This is a genomic window from Acidovorax sp. A1169 (genome assembly GCF_030704685.1).
In the GTDB taxonomy this organism is placed as follows: domain Bacteria; phylum Pseudomonadota; class Gammaproteobacteria; order Burkholderiales; family Burkholderiaceae_C; genus Acidovorax.
Map to the genome: position 1 here is coordinate 81244 of NZ_JAUZDX010000010.1, position 25703 is coordinate 106946.

24 protein-coding genes and 1 tRNA gene are annotated in these 25703 nt (G+C 67.7%); 10 read left to right on the top strand and 15 right to left on the bottom strand.

Features of this window, described 5'->3' with window-relative positions; genetic code table 11:
- Nucleotides 1–3 precede the first annotated feature (3 nt).
- The gene (locus QYL93_RS17250) at nt 4–777 is read right to left on the bottom strand and encodes an SDR family oxidoreductase (RefSeq protein WP_305744781.1); all 774 of its coding nucleotides are present in this window, start codon (nt 775–777) and stop codon (nt 4–6) included.
- A gap of 133 nt (nt 778–910) precedes the next feature.
- On the opposite strand from QYL93_RS17250, the gene QYL93_RS17255 reads away from it, so the two are divergent.
- Both QYL93_RS17255 and QYL93_RS17260 read left to right on the top strand, forming a co-directional pair.
- The gene (locus QYL93_RS17255) at nt 911–1813 is read left to right on the top strand and encodes an AraC family transcriptional regulator (RefSeq protein ID WP_305744782.1); all 903 of its coding nucleotides are present in this window, start codon (nt 911–913) and stop codon (nt 1811–1813) included.
- Between the two features lie 112 nt (nt 1814–1925).
- Complete coding sequence (locus QYL93_RS17260; RefSeq protein WP_305744783.1) at nt 1926–2300, top strand: hypothetical protein; 375 nt, start codon at nt 1926–1928, stop codon at nt 2298–2300.
- A gap of 21 nt (nt 2301–2321) precedes the next feature.
- Here the strand turns inward: QYL93_RS17260 and QYL93_RS17265 are convergent, their stop codons facing one another.
- The 4 genes from QYL93_RS17265 to QYL93_RS17280 form a co-directional block, all read right to left on the bottom strand.
- A complete protein-coding gene (locus QYL93_RS17265; RefSeq protein WP_305744784.1) occupies nt 2322–2933 on the bottom strand; it encodes a YdeI family protein in 612 nt (203 codons plus the stop codon).
- 158 nt (nt 2934–3091) lie between these two features.
- On the bottom strand, nt 3092–3550 hold the full coding sequence (locus QYL93_RS17270) for a DUF4136 domain-containing protein (protein WP_305744785.1): 459 nt from the start codon (nt 3548–3550) through the stop codon (nt 3092–3094).
- 148 nt (nt 3551–3698) lie between these two features.
- Entirely contained in the window at nt 3699–4127 is a 429-nt protein-coding gene (locus QYL93_RS17275; RefSeq protein WP_305744786.1) for a hypothetical protein, read from the bottom strand.
- 162 nt (nt 4128–4289) lie between these two features.
- On the bottom strand, nt 4290–5228 hold the full coding sequence (locus QYL93_RS17280; RefSeq protein ID WP_305744787.1) for an AraC family transcriptional regulator: 939 nt from the start codon (nt 5226–5228) through the stop codon (nt 4290–4292).
- 104 nt (nt 5229–5332) lie between these two features.
- On the opposite strand from QYL93_RS17280, the gene QYL93_RS17285 reads away from it, so the two are divergent.
- Nucleotides 5333–6097: an SDR family oxidoreductase gene (locus QYL93_RS17285; protein ID WP_305744788.1), complete on the top strand. Its 765-nt coding sequence runs from the start codon at nt 5333–5335 to the stop codon at nt 6095–6097.
- Nucleotides 6098–6114: 17 nt separating this feature from the next.
- On the opposite strand, the gene QYL93_RS17290 is transcribed toward QYL93_RS17285, so the two are convergent.
- Complete coding sequence (locus tag QYL93_RS17290; RefSeq protein ID WP_057204655.1) at nt 6115–6753, bottom strand: LysE family translocator; 639 nt, start codon at nt 6751–6753, stop codon at nt 6115–6117.
- 1128 nt (nt 6754–7881) lie between these two features.
- Between QYL93_RS17290 and QYL93_RS17295 the strand changes: the two genes are divergently transcribed.
- From QYL93_RS17295 to QYL93_RS17305, 3 genes are all read left to right on the top strand, one after another.
- Nucleotides 7882–9642 carry an ATP-dependent DNA helicase RecQ gene (locus QYL93_RS17295; RefSeq protein WP_305744789.1) on the top strand — a complete coding sequence of 587 codons (1761 nt, stop codon included), beginning with the start codon at nt 7882–7884 and terminating at the stop codon, nt 9640–9642.
- 91 nt (nt 9643–9733) lie between these two features.
- A complete protein-coding gene (locus QYL93_RS17300) occupies nt 9734–10564 on the top strand; it encodes a transglutaminase family protein (protein ID WP_305744790.1) in 831 nt (276 codons plus the stop codon).
- Between the two features lie 143 nt (nt 10565–10707).
- Nucleotides 10708–11088: a response regulator gene (locus QYL93_RS17305; RefSeq protein ID WP_305744791.1), complete on the top strand. Its 381-nt coding sequence runs from the start codon at nt 10708–10710 to the stop codon at nt 11086–11088.
- A gap of 49 nt (nt 11089–11137) precedes the next feature.
- Here the strand turns inward: QYL93_RS17305 and QYL93_RS17310 are convergent, their stop codons facing one another.
- Together QYL93_RS17310 and QYL93_RS17315 are read right to left on the bottom strand one after the other, a co-directional pair.
- On the bottom strand, nt 11138–14332 hold the full coding sequence (locus tag QYL93_RS17310; RefSeq protein ID WP_305744792.1) for a WD40 repeat domain-containing protein: 3195 nt from the start codon (nt 14330–14332) through the stop codon (nt 11138–11140).
- Between the two features lie 518 nt (nt 14333–14850).
- Complete coding sequence (locus QYL93_RS17315) at nt 14851–15633, bottom strand: 3-hydroxybutyrate dehydrogenase (RefSeq protein WP_305744793.1); 783 nt, start codon at nt 15631–15633, stop codon at nt 14851–14853.
- A gap of 127 nt (nt 15634–15760) precedes the next feature.
- Here QYL93_RS17315 and QYL93_RS17320 point away from each other — a divergent pair, with 127 nt between their 5' ends.
- The 3 genes from QYL93_RS17320 (at nt 15761) to QYL93_RS17330 (ending at nt 19153) form a co-directional block, all read left to right on the top strand.
- Nucleotides 15761–16747: an alpha/beta fold hydrolase gene (locus QYL93_RS17320; protein ID WP_305744794.1), complete on the top strand. Its 987-nt coding sequence runs from the start codon at nt 15761–15763 to the stop codon at nt 16745–16747.
- The gene (locus QYL93_RS17325; protein WP_305744795.1) at nt 16744–18972 is read left to right on the top strand and encodes a bifunctional (p)ppGpp synthetase/guanosine-3',5'-bis(diphosphate) 3'-pyrophosphohydrolase; all 2229 of its coding nucleotides are present in this window, start codon (nt 16744–16746) and stop codon (nt 18970–18972) included. Before QYL93_RS17320 ends, QYL93_RS17325 begins: the two co-directional genes overlap by 4 nt.
- 104 nt (nt 18973–19076) lie before the next feature.
- Nucleotides 19077–19153, top strand: a tRNA-Val gene (locus tag QYL93_RS17330).
- Between the two features lie 35 nt (nt 19154–19188).
- On the opposite strand, the gene QYL93_RS17335 is transcribed toward QYL93_RS17330, so the two are convergent.
- The 5 genes from QYL93_RS17335 to QYL93_RS17355 form a co-directional block, all read right to left on the bottom strand.
- Nucleotides 19189–20382 (bottom strand): tyrosine-type recombinase/integrase, encoded by a 1194-nt coding sequence (locus tag QYL93_RS17335; protein WP_305744796.1) that lies wholly within the window; start codon nt 20380–20382, stop codon nt 19189–19191.
- Entirely contained in the window at nt 20358–20600 is a 243-nt protein-coding gene (locus tag QYL93_RS17340) for an excisionase (RefSeq protein ID WP_370876990.1), read from the bottom strand. The genes QYL93_RS17335 and QYL93_RS17340 overlap by 25 nt, the downstream gene beginning before the upstream one ends.
- A 75-nt stretch (nt 20601–20675) precedes the next feature.
- On the bottom strand, nt 20676–21500 hold the full coding sequence (locus QYL93_RS17345) for a hypothetical protein (RefSeq protein ID WP_305744797.1): 825 nt from the start codon (nt 21498–21500) through the stop codon (nt 20676–20678).
- A 207-nt stretch (nt 21501–21707) separates the two neighbouring features.
- Nucleotides 21708–21974, bottom strand: coding sequence for a hypothetical protein (locus QYL93_RS17350; RefSeq protein ID WP_305744798.1), 267 nt, complete (start codon nt 21972–21974; stop codon nt 21708–21710).
- Complete coding sequence (locus QYL93_RS17355) at nt 21967–23076, bottom strand: phage Gp37/Gp68 family protein (RefSeq protein WP_305744934.1); 1110 nt, start codon at nt 23074–23076, stop codon at nt 21967–21969. The genes QYL93_RS17350 and QYL93_RS17355 overlap by 8 nt, the downstream gene beginning before the upstream one ends.
- 28 nt (nt 23077–23104) lie before the next feature.
- Between QYL93_RS17355 and QYL93_RS17360 the strand changes: the two genes are divergently transcribed.
- Nucleotides 23105–23419 (top strand): hypothetical protein, encoded by a 315-nt coding sequence (locus QYL93_RS17360; protein WP_305744799.1) that lies wholly within the window; start codon nt 23105–23107, stop codon nt 23417–23419.
- Here the strand turns inward: QYL93_RS17360 and QYL93_RS17365 are convergent, their stop codons facing one another.
- Together QYL93_RS17365 and QYL93_RS17370 are read right to left on the bottom strand one after the other, a co-directional pair.
- Entirely contained in the window at nt 23420–23719 is a 300-nt protein-coding gene (locus tag QYL93_RS17365) for a hypothetical protein (RefSeq protein ID WP_305744800.1), read from the bottom strand. It lies immediately after the preceding gene.
- Nucleotides 23716–25626, bottom strand: coding sequence for a DNA cytosine methyltransferase (locus QYL93_RS17370; protein ID WP_305744801.1), 1911 nt, complete (start codon nt 25624–25626; stop codon nt 23716–23718). Before QYL93_RS17370 ends, QYL93_RS17365 begins: the two co-directional genes overlap by 4 nt.
- Nucleotides 25627–25703: the final 77 nt, after the last annotated feature.

Consider the following 25703-nt stretch of genomic DNA (forward strand, 5'->3'; position numbering starts at 1 on the left):
TGGTCAAAGGGCTTGACCGCCGGATACTTCGATGCGCTGGGCGGTGACCCAGCGGTTGCCGGGTGCCAGCAAGCCGGCCACCATGGGGCCGATGTCGTCGGGCACGCCCACGCGGCCCAGGGCCGTCATCTGGGCGAGCTGCTGGTTCAGCGCGGGGTTGTCGCGCACCACGCCGCCGCCAAAGTCGGTCTCTATGGCGCCCGGCGCCACGGTGTTCACCGCGATGCCGCGCGCGCCCAGCTCCTTGGCCAGGTAGCGCGTGAGCACCTCCACGGCGCCCTTGGCGGCCGCGTAGGCGGCATAGCCCGGCAGGGACAGGCGCGTGAGCCCGGTGGAGAAGTTCACGATGCGCCCGCCGTCGGCGATCAGCGGCAGCAGCGCCTGCGTGAGGAAGAACACCCCCTTGAAGTGCACGTTGACCAGGCGGTCGAACTGGGCCTCGCTCGTCTCGGCAAACGCAGCGTAGTCGCCATGGCCGGCGTTGTTCACCAGGTGGTCGATGGTGCTGCGCTGCCAGGTGGCCTGCAGCGCGGCGCGCAGGCGCTCGGTGAAGGCGGCGAAGCCGCTCACGTCGCCCGTGTCCAGCTGCAGGGCCACGGCCTTGCGGCCCAGGGCGGTGATTTCGGCAACCACGGCCTGGGCTTCGTCGGCCTTGCTGTGGTAGGTGACGACCACGTCGCCGCCGGTGCGCGCAATGCTCAGCGCGGTGTTGCGGCCCAGGCCCCGGCTGGCGCCGGTGACGAGGGTGATGGTGGTTGTCGTGGTGGTGGATGTCATGGGGTGGCTCCTGTGTGTGACGGAGTCCAGTGTCCGGCGTGAGCCCCTGCCGGTGTTGCCGAAACCCCTTCAATTCTTGCCTGATTCTCCAAAACAAGTGCCAAAGCTCCTACAAACCGTTACGCTAGCCGGCATGACGACGACCCCCTCCTTGCTGTTCCAGGCCGTGAGCCGCTACGCCGATGCACATGCCCGCCAGGGAGGCGTGGTGCAGACCGCCATCCCCGGCATGAGCACGGTGCGCGCCACCGAGCCCAGTGGGCTGTTGCATGCCATCTCGCACCCGCTCATCTGCCTGGTGCTGCAGGGCAGCAAGCAGGTGACCATGGGGCCGCAGACCTTCGAGTTCACGGTGGGCGAATCGTTGCTGATCACGGCCGACGTGCCCACTGTGAGCCAGATCACCCGCGCCAGCGCGGCAGCGCCCTACCTGTCGATCGCGCTGGAACTGAGCCTGCCGGTGATCGCCGACCTCTCGGCCCAGATGGGCGCCGTGTCCCTGGGCGACCACGCCCCGGTGCGCGTGGACCCCACCGATGCCGAGGTGGCCGACGTGGCCCTGCGCCTCATGCGCCTCTTGGAGCGGCCCGAGGCCGTGCCCCTGCTGCACGCCCCCCTGGTGCGCGAGCTGCACTACTGGCTGCTGGCCGGCCGCCACGGCGCCGCCATCCGCCGCCTGGGCTGGCCCGGCAGCCACGCCCAGCGCGTGGCCCGCGCCGTGGCGGTGCTGCGCACCGACTTCGCCCAGCCCCTACCGGTGGAAAGCCTGGCCGCGCTGGCGGACATGAGCCCCTCGTCCTTCCACCAGCACTTCAGGGCCGTCACCTCGCTGTCGCCCCTGCAGTTCCAAAAGCAGCTGCGCCTGATCGAGGCGCGCCGGCTCATGCTGTCCGAGGGTGCCAGCGCCAGCAGTGCGGCCTTTGCCGTGGGGTACGAGAGCGTGCCGCAGTTCACGCGCGAGTATGGGCGGCTGTTCGGGCTGCCGCCGGTGCGCGACACGCAGGCCGCAAGGGGGAGGGCGCGCGAGGCGGCGTGAGCCGCTTCCCGCGCATGCGCAAGCGGCCGCCGTGTGGCGCCTGTGCCGCAAAAGCGCTTGCGGTACAGTGCGGTGCGCGCAATGTGGTCGTGCACCCAACGGGCCTGCTGCCATGAAACGGATACCCTTGATTGCCCTCCTCGTGGTCCTGCTGGCCGCAGGTACGACCTTGCTTTGTGTGGCAGCGCTCAAGCCCGTCAGCGCCTTGGCGTTTGCCGCCTTCGCCGCCTGGCTGCTGGCCCCCTATGGCCTGATGGCCATGGCGCTCGCCGCCTTGCGCCGCCAGCAGGACGCACAGCCCCATGGCTACCTCGTGGCCGTGCTGGTGTCGCTGGGCGGCATTGCCTGGCTGGCCGCGATCCTCTTCTGGCGCCCGGATGCCCAGGGCGCGCTCGCCGTGCTGATGGTGCCGGTGTACCAGGGCGTGGCGCTGGTGCTGCTGGCGCCGCTGGCGGCTTGGCTGGGGAGAAGAGGGACCCGAGGGTAGGCGCCTCGCCTGCGCCCTGTGTCAGGACGGTTCCGGCACCTTCATGCTGCGCTGCGGATAGATCGTCTCCCCCCGCGCCAGCATGGCGACAAAGGCCTCGATCTTCTTCCTGCGCCCCGCCTCGGTCTTGAGGTTGTGCACCCGAAACGCCAGTGCAAACCGGTTCTGCTCTGTCAGCGTGGGCAGCATCGCCCGGGCCTTGGGGTCGGCATCGATGGCGGCCTGCAGGTCGTCGGGGATCTTCAGGCCCTTGCCATAGGCCCGGTCCCATCGGCCGTCGGCCTTGGCGGCATCGACATGCGCCAGGCCGTGTGGCGTCATGCGCTTTTCCTTGACCAGGCGCGCCACGTTGTCCACGTTGATCTTGCTCCACACGCTCTTCCTGCCGCGCGGCGTGTAGCGCTGCAGGTAGCTCTGGTCGTCCAGTCCCTTGCGAATCGCGTCGATCCAGCCCCAGCACAGCACCACATCGATGGCTTCCTTCGGGGTGATGGAGGGCAGACATGAAGCCACTTTGTGGATCTTGATCCAGACTTCGGTCTCCTGGTCATGGTGGCGGCCGAGCCAGGTGTGGAAGGCCTGGGCGTCGGCGAATTCATGCACTTTGGAGGGGTCGACGATGACGGCTGCCATCTGTACTCCAGTATCAGGGTTGTTGCTTTGCCAGGCAGGCGCGTGATTCCTCAGCTGTATCGCCTGCTCCAACGGCAAGTGCCTAGTCCTGCAGACGATTCATGGAAGAAGCAGCGCCTTCAGGCTTCACGGCATGGCAGGCCTTTTCAAGCGACCGGCTACGGGAATTGCCTGCTTGGAGGGTAGCCATTCTTGGCCCGCATTTCGTTGAATGCGGCCTTGAGGCGGCCGTCTCGAACGCCGAGCCAGATACCCCGTGATGCGAACGATTGGACTGCAACGACGCGGCCTGTCTTGGCTTCGATCATTTGAATCTGAAACGACTGCAGGTAACGCGACATGTCCCAGCCGGAGGCGTACGTATATTTCACGAGCAGGTCGGTGTCTTCGGGGTCCTTGAACGGAGTGGCGACCACTTGCATGCCCATGTCCGCGAGTTCGACAACCAATGCACCATAGATCTGGAATTCGTCTTTCGCCAGTGCTTCCACGTGAGCACGCTTGTAGCTCTTGAGGTTGGTGTCACCAATCACCTGTGTCTGTACGTTTGCGCAGCCGGCAAGAAACGCCAGCATAAGGGTCAGCAGGAATGACGCGAGGAGCCGTTTTTGATTCATGAAGCAGCAGTCTGTTGACGTTGGTGAGGTGGTTACGTAATGTATCTTGCCGGGCGGGGGTCCTGCTTGGAAATGGGGAATGGTGGGTACAACCGAGCATGGCAGTGGACTGTCGGGATCCGCCTGGGTAACGGGCGCTTGAGCCGCTCTATTTGCTGAACGCGATCAGCGTCCACACGATCACCACCAGCTGCGCCAGATTGATAGCGATGGCCGTGACATGCGTCTTGCGAAAGCCCGGGATGGCGTTCATGCAATCTGGGGACGACTGGATCTGCGCGCCCAGCGCATCCATCTTGGGGATGACCTGGCGGCGCAGCACGACGGACAGCCCTGCCAGGGCCGCTGCCCCGGCTGCGATGCCCGGGCGGCCTGCGGCGGCAAAGCTGATTGCGGTGGCCGCAGCCGTCACGAGCGCGGCCCGGTAGTACAGGTTGAAGAAGCCGCGCACAAAGCGTGCGTCCAGCGGCGTGTCGTGCTTGAGCACCAGCAGCGGGAGGGACCCCATGATGAAATAGGCGGTGGTGACGAGCAGGGCCACCGTGAAGAACATGGCGGCGAAGAGGGCGGCGGACATGGCGGTTTTCCTCCCTGCAGTGGGGATTGCGGCCATGCCGGCGAGGTGAGATGCCACCGGGCCGATTGGCGGGCGGTGCAATTGTAGGAGCCGCCTTGTGCCCGCACCTCAGGGAATGCGAGCATGCCCGTGCGGGCCGTGGTGCGTGCTACCAAGTGCGCGTTATGGGGGGGTGTCTGCGGCGTCCTTCGCATACCGCCCCGGCGGCATGCCCACATGCCGCGTGAACGCCACGCCAAAGGTGCTGACCGAGCTGTAGCCCACCTGTTCGGCGATCTCGGCCATCGCCAGCGTGCCTTGGCGCAGCATCTGCCGGGCCAGCGCCATGCGCCAGGCCAGCAGGTATTCCATGGGGGCGATGCCCACCGCGCGGTGAAAGCGCCCAAAGAATGCGCTGCGCGACATGGCGGCCTCTTGCGCCAGCTGGCCCATGGTCCAGGGCTGTGCGGGGCGCTCGTGCATGCGGCGCAGGGCCATGGCCAGCTTCGGGTCGGCCAGGCCGCGCACCAGGCCAGGCGCGGCCATGGTGCGGGCCGACGAGCGCAGCGCCTCGATCAGCAGCACTTCGAGCAGCCGCGCCATCACGATCTCGCGCGCGGGCCGGTCGCTGCGCGACTCGTCTCCCACCAGCTCCACCAGGGTGGCCAGGCGCCGCTCGCCGCGCACATGCAGCCACTGCGGCAGCAGCGGCACCAGCAGGGCCGCGTCGGGCGACTCGAACACGCAGTGGCCCACCAGCATGCGCACGTCCACCGCGCCCTCAGGGTCGCCCACGCGGGCGCCGCCCGGCATGGGGGCAATGGGGGTGGTGACGGCCTCGCCCTCGCGCGGTGGGTCGCGGTCCAGGCTGCTGGTGGCAAAGCTGCGCGCGGCGGGGATCAGTGCAAAGTCGCCCTGGTGCAGCGTGAGGGTGTCGCTGCGCTCGGGGCTGTCGATGGTCAGGTGGCAGCTGCCTTCGAGCACCACAAAGTAGAACGGCCGGCCCGTCTCGCTGCGGCGCACGGCCCAGGGGGCCGATGCCACCACCAGCTTGGAGAACGGCGCGGCGGGCCGCAGCAGCGAGACGACTTCCGCCAGGGGATCGACGGCCGGGGTGCTCATGGTGGGCTGGACTCTTTCGACAAAACGATGGACTTGCGAGTGTATTCAATCCAGGTCGGCGTTTCTACCATCCAGGCATCGTCAACCAACGGAGCCTTTGCACCATGCCTGCCACCACCAATCCATCCACCGTGCTCATCACCGGCTGCTCGTCCGGCTTCGGCCTGGAGACGGCGCGCTTCTTCCTGGCCCAGGGCTGGCGCGTCATCGCCACCATGCGCACGCCAGGCGAAGGCCTGCTGCCCCCATCGGACCGCCTGCGCGTGCTGCCACTCGACGTGGCCGATGCCGACAGCATCCGCCGCTGCATTGCCGAAGCATGCCCCATCGATGCGCTGGTCAACAACGCCGGCATCGGCCTGTTGGCGCCGCTCGAAGGCATTGCCATGGCCCATGCGCGCGAAGTCTTTGAAACCAATGTGCTGGGCACCATCGCCATGACCCAGGCCGTGCTGCCGCAAATGCGCGAGCGGCGTGCGGGCGTGGTGGTCAACATCACCTCCAGCGTCACGCTGCTGCCGTTGCCCCTGCTGTCCGTCTACACCGGCAGCAAGGCGGCGGTGAACGCCTTCACCGAATCGCTGGCGCTGGAGCTTGCGCCCTTCAACGTGCGCGCCCGCCTGGTGCTGCCCGGCCGTGCGCCCAGCACCAGTTTTGGCGACAACGCCCGCCCGCGCATGGGCCCGGACAGCGTGCCCGAGGCCTATGCGGAGTTCCGCGACCGTGTGTTCGCCGCCGTGCGCGACACGGCCACGCCGGTTACTCATGCGCAGGATGTGGCCGGGGCGGTGTGGCGTGCGGTGACGGATGCGGCGGCGCCGATGCGCCTGCCGGCCGGGGCAGATGCGGTGGCGCTGGCGGGCGCGTAGGCAACGCAGGCCGGGCCTCAGCCCAGCTTGTGCCGCGTGTTCAGCAGGCCCAGCCCCAGCGCGATGAAGGTGCCGCCCACCACGCGGTTGAACAGCTTGGCGCGCGCCACCACATGGCGCTTGACCAGCGAGATCAGCGCCACGTAGAAGGCGTGCGAGATCAGCGCGCAGACGGCGAAGGTGGTGGTCAGCAGCAGGTACTGCGTGAACAGCGGCTGGCCCGGCACGATGAACTGCGGGAACAGGGCCGAGAAGAACAAAATGGCTTTGGGGTTGGTGAGCGACACGCCCATGCCCTGCGCCACCAGCTGCCAGTTCTTGCGCTCGCGCCGGTCCGTGGGGGCCTGGCCCGCGTCGCTGCTGATCAGAGCGTCGTTGCTGCGCCAGCGCTTGACGCCCAGCCAGATCAGGTACATCGCGCCCACCACTTTCATCACCAGAAAGGCGTTGGCCGACATGCTGAGAATTGCGCCCATGCCGATCATCGCCAGCCCCGAGACCACGTAGATGCCGGCCGAGCTGCCTACCGAGCTGAAGGCCGTGCGCTTGGGGCCGACGTCCATCGAGTTGGATACGGCCAGCAGCACGGCGGGGCCGGGGGTGAAGCACATCAGGAGGGAGACGCCGCAGAATAGGAGCCAGTGGGTGAGGGTCATGGTCAGGGGGCTTTTGTCGTCGTTCGTCGGCTGCAGCGGACAGCGCCAGGGGGTATTTTCGGTTAGTTGGCGTTGGCTTGTTGCTGGGGTTTTGATTGACCCCTGCAGTTGGGGATAATGTCACCGAAGGTGGAAGAGATTCTTCGCTGCGCGACGTACCATGATTGATCTGCATCGCGTGCTGGTGTTAGGTTTTGGGTGATGGTTGCTGCATGCCTTTTTTTAGGGCGGAGGCCGGGGTGTGCGCCCGGCGGCGCACCTACCTTCTTTTGCGTCGCCAAAAGAAGGTAGGCCAAGAAAAGGCGACCCCGCTGCCCGTGTCCCCACTCGCCTAGCGGCGAGTGGGGCAGCCTGCGATGCTCGGGCCTGGGGTGTGCCGCAGAACTCGCTGCGTTCTTCGAACTCCGCTCAAACAGCTGCGGCAAGCCAGACAACGATGCGCGTGTCCTTCGGCACGCGCTCACCCCAGGCCCTGCGCTTCTCGGCACGGTCAAAGGGGGGGGGGAGCGGGCTCCACTCGGGCCATTGCTTCGCTCGGCCTGTGGTCCTTCGCTGCGCTCGGCTCGCCAGGGCGATAGTCAGGCGCGTCGGCAGCGCGCAGCGCGTAACCGACACCCGGCGCCGCTGCGAAAGCAGCAGCCGTGCGGTACCCGCTCCCCACCCCTGCTGGCTGCGCCGAGAAGCGCAGGGGCTGGGGTGGGTGCGTGTGCCGAAGGACACACGCACTTCGTCATCTGGCTTGCCGCAGCTGTTTGAACGGAGTTCACCCGAAGGGAGAACGCAGTGAGTTCTGCGGCACCACCCCAGGCCCGAGCATCGCAGGTTGCCCCCGTTCGCCCGACAGGGCGAACGGGGGACGCAGACTGGGGGTCGCCTTCTCTTTGGTGACTTTCTCTTGGCGACGCAAGAGAAAGTTACTGCGCCGCCGGGCGCACACCCCGGCCTCCGCCCTCTGCAAAAGCATGCGTCATCAACCACCAACCCCCAACCCGCCGCATCCGCAGCGCCCGAACAGCGCCTCCTGTCTTACACACTCGTGCGCAGCATTCCCGCGCGTGGCGCAGGTCGTGCCTTCCCACAATCAGCCTCATCCAACACAGCACCGCCGCCACCCGGCGCGGGCCCGAAATGCACACCGCCACTACCCCCAGCCGCAAGACCGCATGCACCCCCTCGGCCCCTGCATCCACCACCATCGCCACCCCCGAAACCATCCAGAAAACCCTGCGCAAAGTCTTCGGCCTTAAGCGCCTGCGGCCCGGCCAACTGGACGTGGTGCAGCGCGTGCTGCAGGGCGCCAGCACCTTGGCCGTGATGCCCACCGGCGCGGGCAAGTCGCTGTGCTACCAGTTGCCGGCCCTGCTGCTGCCGGGCACCACCGTCGTGGTGTCGCCCCTGGTCGCGTTGATGAAGGACCAGTGCGATACCCTGCGCGAACTCGGCGTGGCGGTGGTGCAGGTCAACAGCGCCATCGGCAGCGATGAGCTGGCCGCGGCCCGCCAGGCCATCGAGAGCGGCAGTGCGCGCATCGTGCTGACCACGCCCGAGCAGATGGCCGACCCGGCGCTGACCGCGGCGCTGGCACGGCACACGGTGAGCTTGCTGGTGGTGGACGAAGCGCACTGCATTGCCCAGTGGGGCCACGACTTTCGGCCCGCCTTTCTGGAGATCGCGCCGGCCGTGCGCGCGATGGGGCGGCCCACGGTGCTGGCGCTCACGGCCACCGCCAAGCCGGCGGTGATGAGGGAGATCGTGGCCCAGTTCGGCATTGCCGCTGCCAATGTGGTGCAGACCGGCGCCTACCGGCCCAACCTGCAGCTGGCGGTGGAGCAACTGGGCCGCGCTGCCGACCGGTTGCCGCGTGCGCTGCAGCTGGTGGCGGCCAGCCAGGGGCCGGCCATCGTCTACACCGCCACGGTCAAGAATGCGCAGGAGCTGCATGCCAAGCTGGCCGCCGCTGGCGAAAGCGTGGGCCTGTACCACGGGCGCCTGCCCGCTGCGCAGCGCGCGCAGGCGCAGGACGACTTCATGGACGGCCGGGTGCGCGTGATGGTGGCCACCAACGCCTTCGGCCTGGGCATCGACAAGCCGGACATCCGCTTCGTGCTGCACTACCAGATGCCCGCCAGCGTGGACGCCTACTACCAGGAGGCCGGCCGCGCCGGGCGCGACGGCAAGGACTCGCAGTGCACGCTGCTCTACGTGCGGCAGGACCGGGCGCTGCAGCAGTTCTTCGCCTCGGGACGCTACCCCACGCTGGACGATGTGCAGGCCGTGCACGCCGCGCTGCTGCACAAGGCACCCGAGGGCGGCTGGACGGCCGACGCCATCGTCGACGCCGTGTCGCGCCCAAGTGCCAAGGTCAGGGTGGCGCTGAGCCTGCTGCGCGGCCACAAGGTGGTGCGGCGCGACCGGGCCGGCCGCTTCACCCTGGCCCGCGAGCTGGACGACGCGGCCCTGGAGCCCCTGCTGGCCAGCTACCGCAGCCGCCGCGAGCAGGACAGCACCACGCTGGAAGCGATGGTGGCCTACTCCCAAAGCGGCCGCTGCCGCTGGCAGGGGGTGCTGTCGGCGCTGGGCGGCGACTCTGCCGCTGCCGATGGCTGCGGCCGCTGCGACAACTGCCTGCGCATTGCCGAGCTGTCGCGCCTGGCGCCCGCCGTGGCCACGCCCGAGCAGCCGATCGAGGTGCGCCCGCAGCAGGCGAGCGCCCGGCCGGCCTTCACCGGCGGCGACGCCGTGCGCGCCAGGCGCTATGGCGCCGGCCAGGTGGTCGAGGCCAACGCGCATTCGGTGACGGTGGAGTTCCCGAACGGGGCGCGGCGTACCTTTCTGCCAGAGTTCGTGCGCGCGGTGCGGCGGTCCGCACCGGTGGCGCTGGCTGCGTAAGGGATCCGCCATGCGACGCGGTCCCGGATCGAGCGCTTTTTAGGGGCATTGTCGGCCGTCGCACCTAGTGCCAGCCCCTAGACTCCCAGGGATGAACAAAACCTTCGTCAAGCTGCACGCCACCTGCCACATGACACTGTCCGCCGACGCGGACTGTGCCGTGGTGGCGGTGCTTCGCCCAAGAAGCGGAGATGCGCAGTGGATGGTGCAGGAGCGCTACGAGCTGACGCCCGTCGTGCCGATGACGGAGTATGTGGACGACCATGGCAACCTGTGCCAGCGGCTCAAGATTCCGCAGGGGCAGATGCGCATCGAGGTCGACATGATCATGATCACCGACACCGACATCGCGGTGGACGCCAGCGCCGCCGCCGTGCCGGTGGAAGAGCTGCCCTTCGAGGCGCTCAAGTACCTGCTGCAAAGCCGCTACTGCCCGTCCGACAAGATGCAGGACAAGGCGCGCGAGATCGTGGGCGATGCCTCGCCGGGCTATGGCCAGGTCGAGGCCATCCGCAGCTGGGTGCACCACAACCTGGAGTACCGCTACAACGTCAGCAGCGGCACCACCGATGCGCTGGATACTTTGAACGATGGCGCCGGCGTGTGCCGCGATTTCTCGCACGTCGCCATCGGCCTGTGCCGGGCCCTGGACATCCCGGCGCGGTACGTGGTGGGCTACCTGCACGAGCTCGACCCCATGGACATGCACGCCTGGTTCGAGGCCTTCGTGGGTGACCGCTGGTATGCGTTCGACGGAACCCAGGCCCATGCAAGGGGCGGGCGCATCGTGGTAGCCTACGGCAGGGATGCGGCAGATGTCGCGTTCCTGTCGTACTACGGCCCGCTCGAAATCACGCTGATGGACGTGCGCGTCGAAGAGATTGCGATGGAGGCTCCGCTGACCTTTCCCCTGCGGGCCTGACCTCCGCCAAGCCCTGCCGGCCCGGCATCGCTTGCCCGCCTGGCGCGGCCCTGCCGCACCCGCCACAGGGCGATGGCGGCACCTGCTACCCCAACCTGATGTATGTGCAGCGCCTGTGCCAGGCGCTGCATCCCCCATTGAAGATGCCTTTCGTCACCATTCTTGTAGAAGACAACAAACCCATTTGCGACACCCTGGTCCCGGCGCTGGAAGAAACTGCCAACGCGCAGGTGGTGGCCATTGCAAAAACGTCGATGGGTGCCGGGCAGGCGCTGGCGCGCTGGCGCGGCAAGTGGCACCTGCTGGTGGTCGACCTGCACCTGGGCCAGGGCTCGGGCCTGGACGTGCTGCAGGCCGTGGGGCCGCGCTCGTCGGACCAGCATGTGCTGGTGCTGACCAACCATGCCACGCCAGAGATGCGCGCGCACTGCCTGGCACTGGGTGCCGACGCGGTGTTCGACAAGGTGACCGAGCTGCAGGCCTTCTTCGATCACTGCACGCAGCTGCCCGAGGTGGTGGTCTGATGGTCCTGGGTTCGCAAGGGGGCTCGCCAAACCCCACCGTGCATTGGGCTCACCAACGCAGCGGCGCGGCCTCGCTGCCCCAGAAGATCCAGCGGCGCAGCTCCACATAGGGCGACGTGCCGATGGCATAGGGGTCTGCGCCCACGCCAGCGTCTGCCTTCGCGTCCACCTTCGCGCGCTGCAGCAGCACCAGGTAGCCGCTGCAGGTGCCGGCCAGCAGCAGGCTGCCGTCGCTCGATACCTCCAGCGCGCTGATGGTGCCGCCGATGTGGTGGCGCCACAGCGGTTGGCCGCTGTCGTCCCGGGCGTGCAGGTAGCCATAGGCGTCGCCCAGAATCACCATGCCCGGCAGCGTGGCCGATGCGTAGACGCGGCATTCGGTGTCGATCAGCGTGCCCTCGCTGTCCTGTGTGTCGCCCACACGGCTGGCCACGGTGCTGCCGTTGTAGAAATGGCAGGAGTTAGCCCACAGCAGCGCGCCGTCGTGCGAGAAGCGGGTGTGGTGCGGGTAGGACTCGGTCGCCAGCGTGCGCAGCACCCGGCCCTGCGCGTCGAGCAGGATGTGCATGCTGTCCTGGTCGCCCAGGGCAATGTGCCGCTCGTCGGGTGACAGCGCCATGTGCAGCATCTCCAGCGCCAGTTGGCGCGGGGCGGTGTTCTCGTCCTCTCCCTCTTCGCCATCCTCGCCATCCCGGTCTTCGTCTTCGCCATCATCATCATTGGCGTCAGCACCGTTCTCCATTCCCTCCTGCAGCTGGTTCTTGGGCCAGCTGTAGGGGCCGTCGTCCTCGAACTCCTGCGGGTGGATGCGCTGCACGCCGCCGGGTGTGAGCAGGTACACGCCCGTGGGGTTGCGCAGCAGCGCGCGCTGGCCGTCGTTGAAGGGGATGATCTCGTCGCAGCGCTGACCCAGCGCGCCTGCGGCCAGGCCCAGCGCTGCGGGCAGAGCCTCGTTGCCCTGCGGCAGCGGCAGTTGTGCGATCTGTGGCCCGCCAAAGCCCTGGTGCGTGGTGATGTGCGTGCCGTCGCTCTGCGCATAACAGCGCCCGTCGTGCGAGCGCCCCAGGCCCTTGAGCGCAGGCAGCGGCGTGAGCGCCGGGCCCTTTAACTGCACCCAGTGCACGTCAGGGCTGTAGTCGGCGCCGATGCGCGCCACCAGGCCGGCACCGTCCGCCAATTGGAACACCGGGCCGATGGCCTGGCCCTGTTCTGACGCCAGGGCGGCATAGGCATCGGGCGCAAACGCAAAGCGCTGGCGAAACCGCTCGGTGAGGGCCTCGTCCGCATGGCGGCTCACCACCCGGGCCAGCTGCAGCACCGTGGCGGCGCTGGCCTCGCGCGGGTCGTCGGGCAGCGTGCCGTTCGGGTCTTGCTGCCCGGCGCCGGCATCGTCGTCCCACCGGGGTGGCTGGTAGCCGGCCGCTTCGGCGGCAGCGGCGGCGGCCTGCGCCGCGAACTGGTGGGCGCGCACGGCTGCCACATAGGTCTGGCCGCTGGCCTGCCATTCCCCGGATAGCTGCAGCAGTACGGGCGGGAACACGGCCGTATCCGGCAAGCCAGGGGCTAGCGGCGGCGTGGTCAGCAGGTGCACCGCGGCCTCGATGCGCCGGGCCTCGGCCTCTTGGGCCTGTTGCTGGGCCCGCTCGGCCAACTGCTTGCCGTGCGCCTCCAGCAACGACGCCTCAACCATGCCCACCAGGCGCAGCAGCCGCGCACTGTGGTCGGCCGCGCCGCGTGGCAGCGGTGGCCGGTGTTCGCTTTGCCGCTGGCTATAGGTGAACTCCACCGGCTCCCGGCCTTCGCCTGGGCGGTCGATGTCGATCTGGTAGTTGCCGTGGGCGTCGTGCTCCGCGTCGCCCGGGCCGTCCTCGCCGTTCTCCCAGCTCACATCGAGCGCGCGGCACCAGAACTCGCCATCGTGCATGGTGGGCTGGCGTGCGCCCAGCCACACGTCGTCGAACCAGGTGCCACGCTTGTCGGCGTCCCACCAGTCGTTGTACTGCTCGGTGAACACGGGCAGCAGGGTCAGGCGCTCTATGCGCGCGGCGGTCAGCTCTGCCTTCAACCGCTGGTGCAGCGGGTAGCCCGCGCGCGCCTGGCCCACGGCGCGGCGCACATAGTCGAGCACGCCGCGCCATGCGGCTTCGCAGGCCTCGTGCACCTCCTCGTCGGCGTGCTTGTCCAACGTGGCCCAATCGCCGGGTTCGCCATCGGTGTACTCGCGGTACAGCAACGAAAGCTTGGCGCTCGCAGGGTTGGGCAGGCGCCGGGTGGGCCGGGCTGGGGCTACAGGCGATGCGGCCAGGTAAAACTCCCAGGCCTTCCACACCGTGAAGAACATCCGGTCGTCGTGCTGCGTCCCTTGTGCGTCCACATGGCGGCGGCACAGCGAGAAATGGGTCTGCGCGAACCAGCCATCGGCGGTCTGCTGATCGTCCTCCAGCACGGCAGAGTTCACCAGGGCCTGGATATTTGCCGCGCTGATGGCCTCGTCTGCAAACAGGTCGTTGGCCAGGGGCAGGTCGGCGTGGATGTCGCTGCTGCTGCGCACGGGGCTCTGGCCCGCGCGCACGGCGGCCACCACGCGGTCGCGGTCCAGCAGATCGGCCAAGCCGTCTTCGCCATCGTCGATGCCGTTGTAGAAGCCCGGGGCAAACACCAGCCCTGCGGCCTCGTTCGAGAACTCCACCAGGTTCGGTACGCCGCGCACCTCGTCGAGCAGAAACTCCACTCCTTCATCGCCGTCGATGTGCACCACGTAGTCGTCGGTGAACATCGCCACGCGCGCCACCAGGTCACCGTCCACGTGCAGCTCTCCAGGCTCGCCGTGGCCCCACAGCAGGCCATCGACCCGCAGCGTGCCCTGCACATGCAGTTGCAGCCCTTCCACCACGGCGTGCTGCAGCTGCGCATTGCCCAGCACGGTGAGGTGGCTGCTGCCGTAGGCGTCGCCACCGCTCAGTGCGCCGTCGATCTGCAGGTTGCCGTCGATGAGCACCAGGTACAGATGCCCGGGCGGCGGCCCCGGCAGACCGGAGGTGGCCTGGGCCAGGGCGCGCAGCGCGCTGCCGGGCTGCAGGGGCGCGTCCAGGTCCAGCGCGGGCAACTGCACGTCACCGCTGACCCAGGCCACGGTGGCATCGGCCAGGGTGTCGGGCTCCGACTGCAGTTGCTCGGCCATCGGGCCGTCGGCGGGGAGCAGATGGGCCACGTCGGCCAGGGGTACGAAGCGCAGGGTGGGCATGGGCGGGACAGGCGTGGTGGGCCTGGCGGTCGTTGCGGGAAATGGGGTGGCGAAATTCAGAGGCTGGTACGGCGCGGCGTTGAACACCGTGCGCACATTCCGCGCCCTTCGGGGGGGCGGGGCTGGTGCAGGGGCGCACTGCCATGCCCTCTCTGCTGCCCAATGTATGCGTCAGGCGCCAGCGCTGGTGGCCTTGCGCGGCAACGAAGTGCCTATTCGTCGATTTGTTCCGGATTGGCGCCATCCAAGATGGCAGCCATCCGTTCTGTTTCAGGCCAGGAGTTGTCGCTGTGGGTTTTTCCCACAAGGCGTTTGCGTTCGATGGGCACGCATTCGAAGTCACGTTGGCGCCAACGCTTCGGCGGGCGCTGGCCCTGATGGGACACGCGGACGACGGTCCGCTCGGCGCGTTCAGGCGCGGCTTGCAGCAGGCCGTCGGCGCGGGGCGAGGGATCTATATCACCTTCCAAAGCGAGCGCTGCCGTTGGCGGCAGGCACTCACGGGGGGGCAGGCCCCCTTACTGCGCCGCCCAACCCCCATCCATGTTCCACGCCACGCCGCGCACGTTGTTCGCGGCGGAAGAGCAGAAAAACACCGCCAGTTCGCCCAGCTCTTCGGGGGTGGTGAACTGCATCGAGGGCTCTTTTTCGCCCAGCAGCAGCTTCTTGGCGTCTTCGTTCGACAGGCCGTGCTCGGCGGCCTTGGCGTCCACCTGTTTTTGCACCAGGGGGGTCAGCACCCAGCCGGGGCAGATCGCGTTGCAGGTGACGCCGGTGGTGGCGTTCTCCAGCGCGGTCACCTTGGTCAGGCCGACGATGCCGTGCTTGGCGGCCACGTAGGCGGCCTTCTGGGCCGAGCCGACCAGGCCGTGGACCGACGCCAGGTTGATGATGCGGCCCCAGTTGGCGGCCTTCATGGCGGGCAGGGCCAGGCGCGATGCGTGGAAGGCGCTGCTGAGGTTGATGGCGATGATGGCGTCCCACTTCTCGACGGGGAAGTCCTCCACGTTGGCCACGTGCTGGATGCCGGCGTTGTTGACCAGGATGTCCACCCGGCCGAACTGGCTGGCGGCGTACTTCATCATGTCTTCGATGTCGGCCACGCGGCTCATGTCGGCGCCGTGGTAGGCCACCTGGGCGCCGGCTGCCTTGCCGGCGGCCAGCACTTCGGCGCGGGGGGTGTCCACATCACCGAAACCGTTGAGCACCACGTTGGCGCCCTGTCGGGCGAGGGCTTTGGCGATACCGAGGCCGATGCCGCTGGTGGAGCCAGTGACGAGGGCCGTTTTGCCTTTGAGCATGTGAGTCACTCCGAATGAAAGGTGAAGATGAATATGAATTACGATGAAGGCAACGCCTTGCCAGGGCTCCTGGCGGGCGCCGATTGAACGCAGGCATTATCAAGTGCCGCTACCGGATTTCGCACCCATGATAGAACCTACGCTGAACTACGTACTGTGCCCCGGCCCCGGGGCCACAGCGGTGCCCGCCGGCCAAGACCCTGCTGCCGCCAGGCCTGTCACCGGCCCGCAGCACCGCATGGCGTATTGGGAGTGGAATGCCACGGGCAACCCCGCCCACCCGCACGTCATCGTGTGCGTGCATGGCCTGTCGCGCCAGGGGCGCGATTTCGACGTGCTGGCGCGCGAGCTCAGCCAGCACGCCCGCGTCATCTGCCCCGACGTAGTGGGCCGTGGCCAGAGCGACTGGCTGGCCGACCCCATGGGCTACCAGATCCCCCAGTACGGCGCCGACATGCTGGCCCTGCTGGCGCAGTTGCACCAGCAGGCGCCCATCACCACGCTCGACTGGGTGGGCACCAGCATGGGCGGGCTGATCGGCATGGGTGTCATCGGCCAGCCGGGGCTGCCGCTGCCCGTGCCGGTGCGGCGCCTGGTGCTCAACGATGTGGGCCCGGTGATCCAGTGGCTGGCGATCCAGCGCATCGGCCAGTACCTCGGGTTTGCCGCCCGGTTCGAATCGCTGCAGCAGGCGGCCGATGCCACCTGGGCCGTCTCCACCAGCTTTGGCCCGCACACGCCGGCCCAGTGGCTGGAGCTGTCGCGCGCCATGGTGCGCAGCCTGCCCAATGAAGATGGCAAGGGAGGGCTCACCTTGCACTACGACCCCGCCATCGCCGTGCCGTTTCGCGCCATGACGCAAGAGGCCGCCGCTGCTGGCGAGGCATTCCTGTGGCAGCTGTACGACCAGATCACGGCGCGCACGCTGCTGCTGCGCGGCGCGGATTCGGATCTGCTCTCGCATGAGACCGCGCAGGCCATGGCCGAGCGCGGCCCGCGTGCGCAGCTGGTGGAGTTTGCCGGCGTGGGCCATGCGCCTACCCTGGTCGCGGCCGACCAGGTGGCCGCCGTGGTGGGCTTCTTGCTGGCAGGAGAGGGCACCGCCACCGCATGAAGACGCTTGCCCCGCCCTCCGGCCCGCCGCTGAACACGGCCGAGGCCGTGCCCCAGCTGATCGCGGCCACCGCCCACACGCTGCCCGAACAGCTCAATGCCCTGGTGCGCGCCCGCGCCTTTGCCGAGCCGCTGATCGCCAGCGAAGCGCTCGATTCTGGCGAGAACACCCTGGCCCATGCCGACGCCGTGGCCGCCATCTTGAAGACCATCGGCGGCTCTGAAGCCATGCAGGCCGCCAGCTACCTCGTGTACTCGTGTGTGCACCTTAACAAGCCCGAGGAAGTGATCACCAAGGCCTTTGGCGCCAACTTTGCCGCCCTGGCGGTAGAGACCACCAAGCTCGTGCGCGTGCAGCAGCAGGCGCGCGGCGCCCAGGCGCTGGACGACCCGGCCCTGCAGACCGAGAACGTGCGCAAGATGCTGCTGGCCTTCTCGCGCGACCTGCGCGTGGTCATGTTGCGCCTGGCCTCACGGCTGCAGACGCTGCGCTTTCACGCGGCCACCAAGCTGCCCATGTCGCCCAGCCTGGCGCGCGAGTCGCTGCAGGTGTTTGCGCAACTGGCCAACCGCCTGGGCATCTGGCAGGTGAAGTGGGAGCTGGAGGATTTGTCCTTCCGCTTTCTGGAGCCCGACACCTACAAGGAGGTGGCGCGCCTGCTCGACGAGAAGCGCGGCGAGCGTGAGGTCTACATGGAGCAGCTGCGCGCCCGGCTCGAATCGGACCTGCGCGCGCGCAGCATCAGCGCCAGCGTGCAGGGCCGGCCCAAGCACATCTACAGCATCGTCAAGAAGATGCGCGGCAAGTCGCTCAACTTCGACCAGGTGTACGACATCCGCGCGCTGCGCGTGGTGGTGCCCACGGTGAAGGACTGCTATGCCGCGCTGAGCTGGGTGCACCAGCGCTTTGCGCCCATCGTCGAAGAGTTCGACGACTACATCGCCAAGCCCAAAGCAAATGGCTACCAGTCGCTGCACACCATCGTGCGCGATGACCTCAACGGCAAGCCCATCGAGATACAGATCCGCACCCAGGCCATGCACGAGCATGCCGAGCACGGCGTGGCCGCCCACTGGGCCTACAAAGAGGCGGGCACCAAGGGCTATGCGGGCGTGGCCGCCACGGGCGAATACGACGCCAAGATCGCCGTGCTGCGCCAGCTGCTCGCGTGGGAGCGCGACCTGGCCGGCCATGCGCAAAAGAGCAATGGCCTGTTCGAAGACCGCATCTACGTGCTGACCCCCGAGGCCGCCGTGGTCGACCTGCCCCAGGGCGCCACCCCGGTGGACTTTGCCTACACCGTGCACACCAGCCTGGGCCACCGCTGCCGCGGCGCCAAGGTCGACGGCGTGATGGTGCCGCTGAACACCGCGCTGCAGAACGGCCAGACGGTGGAGATCGTCACCGTGAAAGAGGGCCGCCCTTCGCGCGACTGGCTCAACGCCGAACTCGGCTACCTCACCAGCAACCGCGCCAAGGCCAAGGTGCGCGCCTGGTTCAACGCCCAGGCCACGCACGAAACCGTGGCCCGCGGCCGCGAGGCCGTGGAGCGCCTGCTGCAGCGCGAGGGTAAGACGGCCGTGAAGCTCGACGACCTGGCCGTGCAGCTGGGCTTCAAATCGGCCGAGGCCTTGTTCGAGGTGGTGGGCAAGGACGAGTTCTCGCTGCGCAACATCGAGACCGTGCTGCGCCCGGCCGAGCCCCCGCAGAACGACGACGACTACCTGCTGCTGAAAAAGCCGCGCGGCAATGAATCATCCAGCCCCAAGGGTGGTGTGCTGGTGGTGGGCATCGACTCGCTCATGACCCAGCTGGCCAAGTGCTGCAAGCCCGCGCCGCCGGACGACATACGCGGCTTTGTCACGCGCGGCAAGGGCGTGAGCGTGCACCGCGCCGACTGCAGCAACTTCCGCGAAATGGCCGCCAAGAACGGCGAGCGCGTGATTGACGTGGACTGGGGCCTGCCCAAGGCCAGAGCCACGGACAAGCCCGCCGTGTACCCCGTGGACGTGGCCGTGGAAGCCGCCGACCGCCAGGGCTTGCTGCGCGACATCTCGGAAGTGTTTGCGCGCGAGAAGACCAATGTCATCGGCGTGCAGACCCAGTCCGTCAAGGGCACGGCATGGATGACGTTCACCGTGGAGGTTGCCGATTCAGGGCGCTTGAACAAGGTGCTGGGGATCGTGGCGGGGGTGCAGGGGGTGCGGTCGGCGCGGCGCAGATGAGGCGGTCGTGATGGGCGCCCGGAGGATGTTTAGCAATTTTTTGCTGAGTCTTTCCAGACGTCCATTTTTTGTGGCTATAATCGTGGTCTTGAACAGAACAACACAGGCGCGTAGCTCAGCTGGTTAGAGCACCACCTTGACATGGTGGGGGTCGTTGGTTCGAGTCCAATCGCGCCTACCACTTTCTCCCTCTCGACGAAACCAGCGTCGGGACTTTCAGGGAGATTTGTGGGAGATAAAGCCGGCATCAGCCGGCTTTTCCTTTTTCCCCAGCCGTTCCTCCATTTTCGCCTTTTCGCGGCCTCGGTCGGCGCCGTCGATCCACTTCGCGTAGACCGTGAAGAGCATCTTGGCGTTCTTGTGCCCCATCTGCCTGGCGATGTAGGCCGGGTTCACGCCCGCCATCAAGTTGTTGGCCGCGTAGGTGTGCCGCGTCTGGTAGGCCCGGCGCCAGCGAATGCCCAGGCGCCGCAGGGTGGGGCGCCAGAAGGTGTCCCGCTGGCTGCGTTCGTCGTGCCAGGCCCGGCCGGTCACGGGGCTCTGGAAGATTTGCCGGCCGAACTCGTGGTCTGCCTCATCGGTGCTGCCCAGCATGCTCCAGCGCTTCATGTACTCCAGCGCCTCGACCGCCCGCTGCACCAGGTCCACGTCCCGCGTGGCGTAGGTCTTGATGCCCTTCACCTCGCCGGCCGTGCGGGCACGCGACACACGGATGGTCTGGTTGGTCCAGTCGACATCCCCCCAGCGCAGTTCGATCAGCTCTTCGGGGCGCATGCCCGTGAGGAAGGCGCACGTGAAGTAGGCCCACACCCGCAGGTCGTAGTTCTTGCGCATGCTTTCCAGCACCTGCTCCATCTGGTCCAGACTGAGCGGGTCAGGGTCGGGGGCCTGGTGCTTGGTGTTCTCGATGCCCTCCATGGGATCATCGATCTTGAGGTCGCGGCCGGCCAGGGCGAAGACGCCGCGCAGGGGGATCAGGTAGTTGTTGAGCAGCTTGGGCGAGGCCCAGGGCTGGCTGCCCACCTTGGCAGCCACCACGGCGTGCGTCAGCTTCTCGACCGCCGTCTCGGCGCCGAGCAGGGTCTTCCACACCTCGAGCGCGTTCCGGTACTGGTCCTGCGTGCGTTTGGCCAACTGGCCCTTCGTCTGCAGGTACAGCGTGCACCACTGGCCGAAGTTGTCGGCTGCACGCTTCGCCTTCGCCTGGGGGGCATCGGGGAAGTACTCGGCCCACTCGAAGGTGCCGGCTGCAACTGCCCTGCGCACCTGGGCCACCAGCTTCGCGGCGTACCGCAGATTGGCTGGGGTGGGCGGCAATTTCAGCGCCACCCGCTGCCACTCGCCATCCAGCGTGAAGTTCACCCGGATGGACTTTGCCCGCGGCTCTACGCCGTCGCCGTCTCGACCCATTTTTCTACCTCTTTCGTGTCAATGAAGATGCTGCCATCGGACTTGCGCCAGTGCCGGCCTTCCAGCCAGACGCCACGCTCGATCTTGCGGCGGATCGCCTTCTCGGTCAGGCCCGAAATGGCGGCATAGAGTCGGATGGTGACAAAGCGCGATGCCACTACCTGCACGGCGGGTGTCATCGGGGCCGCCACCGCTGTCATCGGTAGTGCTGCTCCCATCAAAGGCCTCCTTTCTGCCCCTCGGGCAAATCGTCAAAATCGGGCACGGGTGCGCGCTTGTCGCGGCGCGTGCGGCTACGTCGGCTGGCCATGGGGGGCTCCGAATTGGCAATCGTGTTCGTGATGCAGCGCGCGCGGGCAGCGCTTGTCGCCGCAGGAGGGACACAGGCTCATGCGCGAGCGATGGCCATCGTTGGCAATAGCGTCGCAGGACTCGCACCAGCATGTTGGCGACCGCATTGCGAAAGCGGCCTGCAGTGCCTTGAACGGCACGTATGGACCAGCAACCGCCAGGGCTTGCACCTCCACCCCGGGCCACTCCGCCGGGGCGCGCAGCACCCAGTCGTGGTGCTCCTTTGAGCATGGTGTCCAGGCGGCCTTGGGGCCCATGCGCTCGCGCCATGCGACTGCAGGTGCCGAGGGCTGGGCGCGGGCGGCCTGGGGCAGGTCCGGTGCAGCGGCCTCGGTGGGGGCGATGGCCCGCAGTCGTGCCAACAATGCACCGCCGTGGTCTTTTTCGACCTGCTGGCCTCTGTAGCCAGGTGCGCCATCACCAGTGACTGCGCGCATGCCGCGGGCGTCGTTGTACCCAAGGTCATAAGCTGACCGGATGGCATCCTTGACCTCGCGTTCGGCCAGCGCCCCGGCTGCCACTCCAGTGGTCTCGGTTGATGGGCAGGCGATGGGGCTGAAATCCACCTCCTGAGCCACCTCAGCCGCCGGTCCCGGCGCACCGCGCTTGTCGCGCACGCTGATGGCCATCTTGTAGTGGCCCATGGCCAGGGGCAGCTTGGGCGCGGTGGCGATGGTCACCACCAGGCCGGCTTGGCCAGCTTCGGCGATGAGGCCAGCGGCCGCGGCGAGGATGCGCAGGCGCGCGTCAGGTTGTCTTTCGGTCATGGCTCTTGAGTCGTTGGGCCCGCGCCGCCCACAGGAAGTGGGGCGGGTCGCCGGCCTGGTTGTAGGTGTCCCAGAGCGCCAGCCCCTCGGGGCAGCGCTGCTGGGTGGGGGAGGCCGCGCGGGCTGCTTGGCATTGCCCGCATGCGGCGTGGTGGGAGTAGTACGCCTGGCGGGCGGCTGGCCAGGTTGTGGCCGAGGCGGTCACGGTCAGTGGAAGCCAGCGGTCTGGTCGACCTCGAACAACTCGGGCATCCCTCGGCGCTTTGCCTCGTCGCGAAGTGCCCCGGCGTTCAGGCGCAGGTCGACCAGCATGTCCTGAGCAATCTCTTCCGTGCAGCCATGGGCCAGCAAGAAGCTGATCGCGTGGATAGATCCCTGCTGCACCAGCATCTGGGCCTGCAGCTGCCCGTTGGGCATTGCGCGAATCTCTGCCTCGAAGGCGCTGGCGTCGGCCAGCAGCTCAATGTCAGCCATTGGCGGCCTCCTGCACAGCTGTGGGGAACCCGTCCCAGGTGCGACCGTCGAGCAGGCGGCCGGCTGCCTTCTTGCCGACCTTGTGCATGATGGTCACGGGGAAACCGTCTGCATCCCTGGCCCTGGCCATGTCGCCGCCGTTGCGTAGCTCCCGGCCGTGAACATCCAGGCAGATACCGCCCTGCACCCAGGTTTGGGCCTTGTTCACCCATTCCTGGAAGTTCGTGAACTGGCGGAAAACCGGCTCACCCGTGCTGGTGCTGTAGGCTTGGGTGTGCCACTCGCCCCATTGCTTGAAAAGAAACGGAACGCGAGCATCAGTGCACTGATTCCGCAAGTAGCATGGCCATTGTGGGAGCGTGGGCCTCGCACCTGGCCCGCTCTCTCCGCCCGCGATCACCCAGTCCAACCCGGGGCGGATGGCGCCCTTCTCGTGCTCTTGCAGCTGCTCTGCACCCGGCATGTCCCAGATGCCCCGGCCCTCGCACACCTCGCATTTGCCATCGGCGGCCAGCTGGCCGGGATGGCGTTCGCAGTGCGGCTGCAGCCAGCGGCGCAGGTTCACTGGGCCCAGCAAGGGTTCCATGGAGAGAAACCGCACGCGCGCCGGCACGCGCAGCAGCTTTGGGATGTCCCGGTCGGCCTCCTCCTGGTTCACGATGGTGGCGCCCAGCCACACGTTGTCTGGCAGCCAGCCCGGAATGATGGAGACCATCGCGGGCACGTTGCCGATTCGCTTCGTGAGTAGGAGCCAGTCCAGATTGGGCGTGGCATTGATCAGCGCAAAAAGATCCTCGCGCCAAAGCAAGTCCACCGCGTTGTCGAACACGTCGGCCAAGCTGGCGCAGAAGACCCGCTGCCGGCGGCCGTGCTGGGCCATGAACGCATCGGCCTGGGCGTTCCAACGCTTGGGCAGCTCCCAGTTGCTGGCGCTGGTGCGTCGCCGCGGCGCGCCCGGGCCCCAATTGATGGCCGTGCCACCGGCGAAGCGCGCGTTGCGCGTCTCGGCGTAGCAGTGGTCGCAGCCTGGGCCGACCTTCTGGCAGCCCTCCCACGGGTTGAAGGTGTGGTCGGTCCATTCGATTTTGCTGTTTTCGCTCATACTGATCGTTCCTATAAGGAGTCGAGAGATGTCTAAATTTCTTGCTGCCATGCAGCCGTTCCTGGAGCAGGCTTTTCCCGATGGCTCACGCTTCGCAGAAGGCGAGCGGGCAACCATCACGGTCACGATGCCGAAGATCGAACACATGAGCTATGAGAAGCAGGCGCACCTGTTCTTCGATCCGCTGGTGATCGAGCAGGTGGTGGGGCCGGAGGGCGATGCGATTGCCGCTGTCGTAGGGAATCACACGTGCAACGTGCTGTCGGCAAAGTTCGCGAGCTGGCAGGGGAACAATGTGCAAATCCCGGAACTGCACATAGGTCCTGAGGCGCTGGACGCCTAGTCAGAAAGGCGGCAGCCCCATCTCCAGCTTGTGCCGCGCGGCCGCGGCGTCGACGGTCCAGGCCACGGCCGCGCGCGCCTCGCGCTCCAGCTCGTCAAGATCGAGGATGTCATCCATCCAGGCATCTGGATCCTCTTCTTGATTGCGGGGGTTGCCCGGGTGGGTGCAACTGCCACAGGGCGGCGAGAGGTGGCAACTGCAGTTGCCACCGTCGTAGCTCCTGTCGAAGTCGTCGCGCTCTCCCTGGGCCTCAGGCGTGAGAACTTTTCCCCGCTGCGGTGGATAGGCGGTGATGGTCATGTTGCTCCTGCTACGCTGAGTGCGGTTGCGATGGGGCGCACCCAGATGGGCTGCGCGTTGAGAAGGAAGGTTTCCCCGGACCAGGCGAGCAGCAGCGTCTCGCCCATGACGTGGCCGATCGCCTCGGCTGCGTCGCTGGGCACCGCATTGCCGATGCGCTCGCGCCAGGCCTGATCGCTCAGCCCGTCCAGCTCCAACTGCTCCTCCGGGTCCACCAGGGACTGCAGGGCGGCCAGCTCCAGGGTCGTGAAGGGGCGATGCCAGGTGCCGTCCTCGGCCGTGATGCGGCAGATCAGCTTCTCGGTCGCTGCCGGCATGCGCGGGTCGGCCACGCTCCAGCGGCCGTTGTCGTGGCCAGCAGCTGCGCTGACCGCTCCGGATGAACCATCCCATGGCACCACGCCGTAGTGCCCGGCGGTGATGTAGCTGTCGCCCTTCTCGCGCTGCATGCCTGGGCGGGGATCGGCCACGGCAAAGGCGCCTTGGCCCGTGTCGCTGCGTGCGATGACCGTGCCGGCGGGTTCGTTCATGCTGGTCACGCGGTATTTGCCTTTTCCCAGGAACCCGGTGGAGGAGCGCGGATCCGCCACGCCCTGGCCGCCTGCGCTCGGGCCGGTGCCGCCCGTGACCGTGCCAGCCGGTTGGTCCATGCGCACGATGCGGAAGCAGTTGTTGTGCTTAACCTCCATGCGCGGATCCGCCACGGCACCACCGCCGCTGCTTGGGCCATGGCCGCTGGAGATGGTGCCGGCAGCGTTATCCCAGGGCGTCACGCGGAACACGTTCTTGTGCGTGTCGTCGCCGAAGCCGCGCGGATCGGCCACGCTGTACGCGCCCTGGCCAGGGCTTTGCTGGCCCGCCACGGTGCCCGTGGGCTCAACCCAGCGGCGCACGCCTAGGGCCTGGCCGTCGTTCCACTTCGCTGACTGGTCGAAACGTGGGTCGGCGATCGCGAAATTGCCATTGCTCGGGCGGCCCTTGCTGGTGACCGTGCTGCTGGGGCGGCCCCACTCCTGCACGCCCAGCATGCCTCGGTGCATCTCGGGAACGATCAGGTAGTCCCGCAGGTTGCCGTCCTCGACCGCCAGTCGGTTCAGCGAGCGCCAGTCGCTGCCGGCCTGCACGAACGCCAGGCGCACCCAGGTTTTCCACTGCAGGCTGGGGACGCGGTGCATGGGCCCGGCGCGCAGGTCGCCCGGCAGCAACATGCGGCCCAGCACGTCGCCAACGGCGCGGAGCGGCTTGCTGTGCGGCTGGTACAGGAAAGACGGCACCTTCTCGACGTGGCGCGCCACCAGCAGGAAGCGCTTGCGGCTCTGGGCCAGGCCCGCCAGGTGCCCGCAATCGTGCGTCGTCTCGGCCACCGCATAGCCGTAGGCCCGCAGCAGGTCCACGATCTGGTCCAGCAGGTGGCGGCCGCGCGTTGCGATGCGCGGCACGTTTTCGAAGATCACCAGCTCGGGCGGGTCGTTGCGCCAGGCCTCGAGCATCAGCCACACGCCGCGCAGCGTCAGGCGGTTCAGGGCCTGGTACTTGGCGGTCTTGCTCTTGCCCTCGGGCAACAGGCCACTGAAGCCCTTGCACGGTGCCGACAGGAACACGATGTGCGGGCGCTCGCCCCCGGCCGCGCGGTGGATGTCGGCGGTCGTGGCCTCGCGCCAGTCTGCTGGCGGCTCCTTGTCGTGGAAGTCCACGTACTGGCTGCGGTCGAACATGTCCAGCACGGTGCCGGGCACGCCGCTCAGACGCCCGAAGTCGCGGATGCCGGCGGCGTCCACGTCCACGCCGCCTATGCAGCGGAACTTCGCCTGCATGTTGCCCACGCGGGGGGATGCCTTGTTGAAGCCCTTGGCGCCGCCGCCCAGGCCGCAGAACAGGTGGAAGTGGCGGATCTCTACTGGGGTCATGGATGGTCCAGAAATGAAAAAACCCGCTTGGTGCGGGCTGGGTGAGGGGATACGATCTGGCCCATCAATGTGGAGGG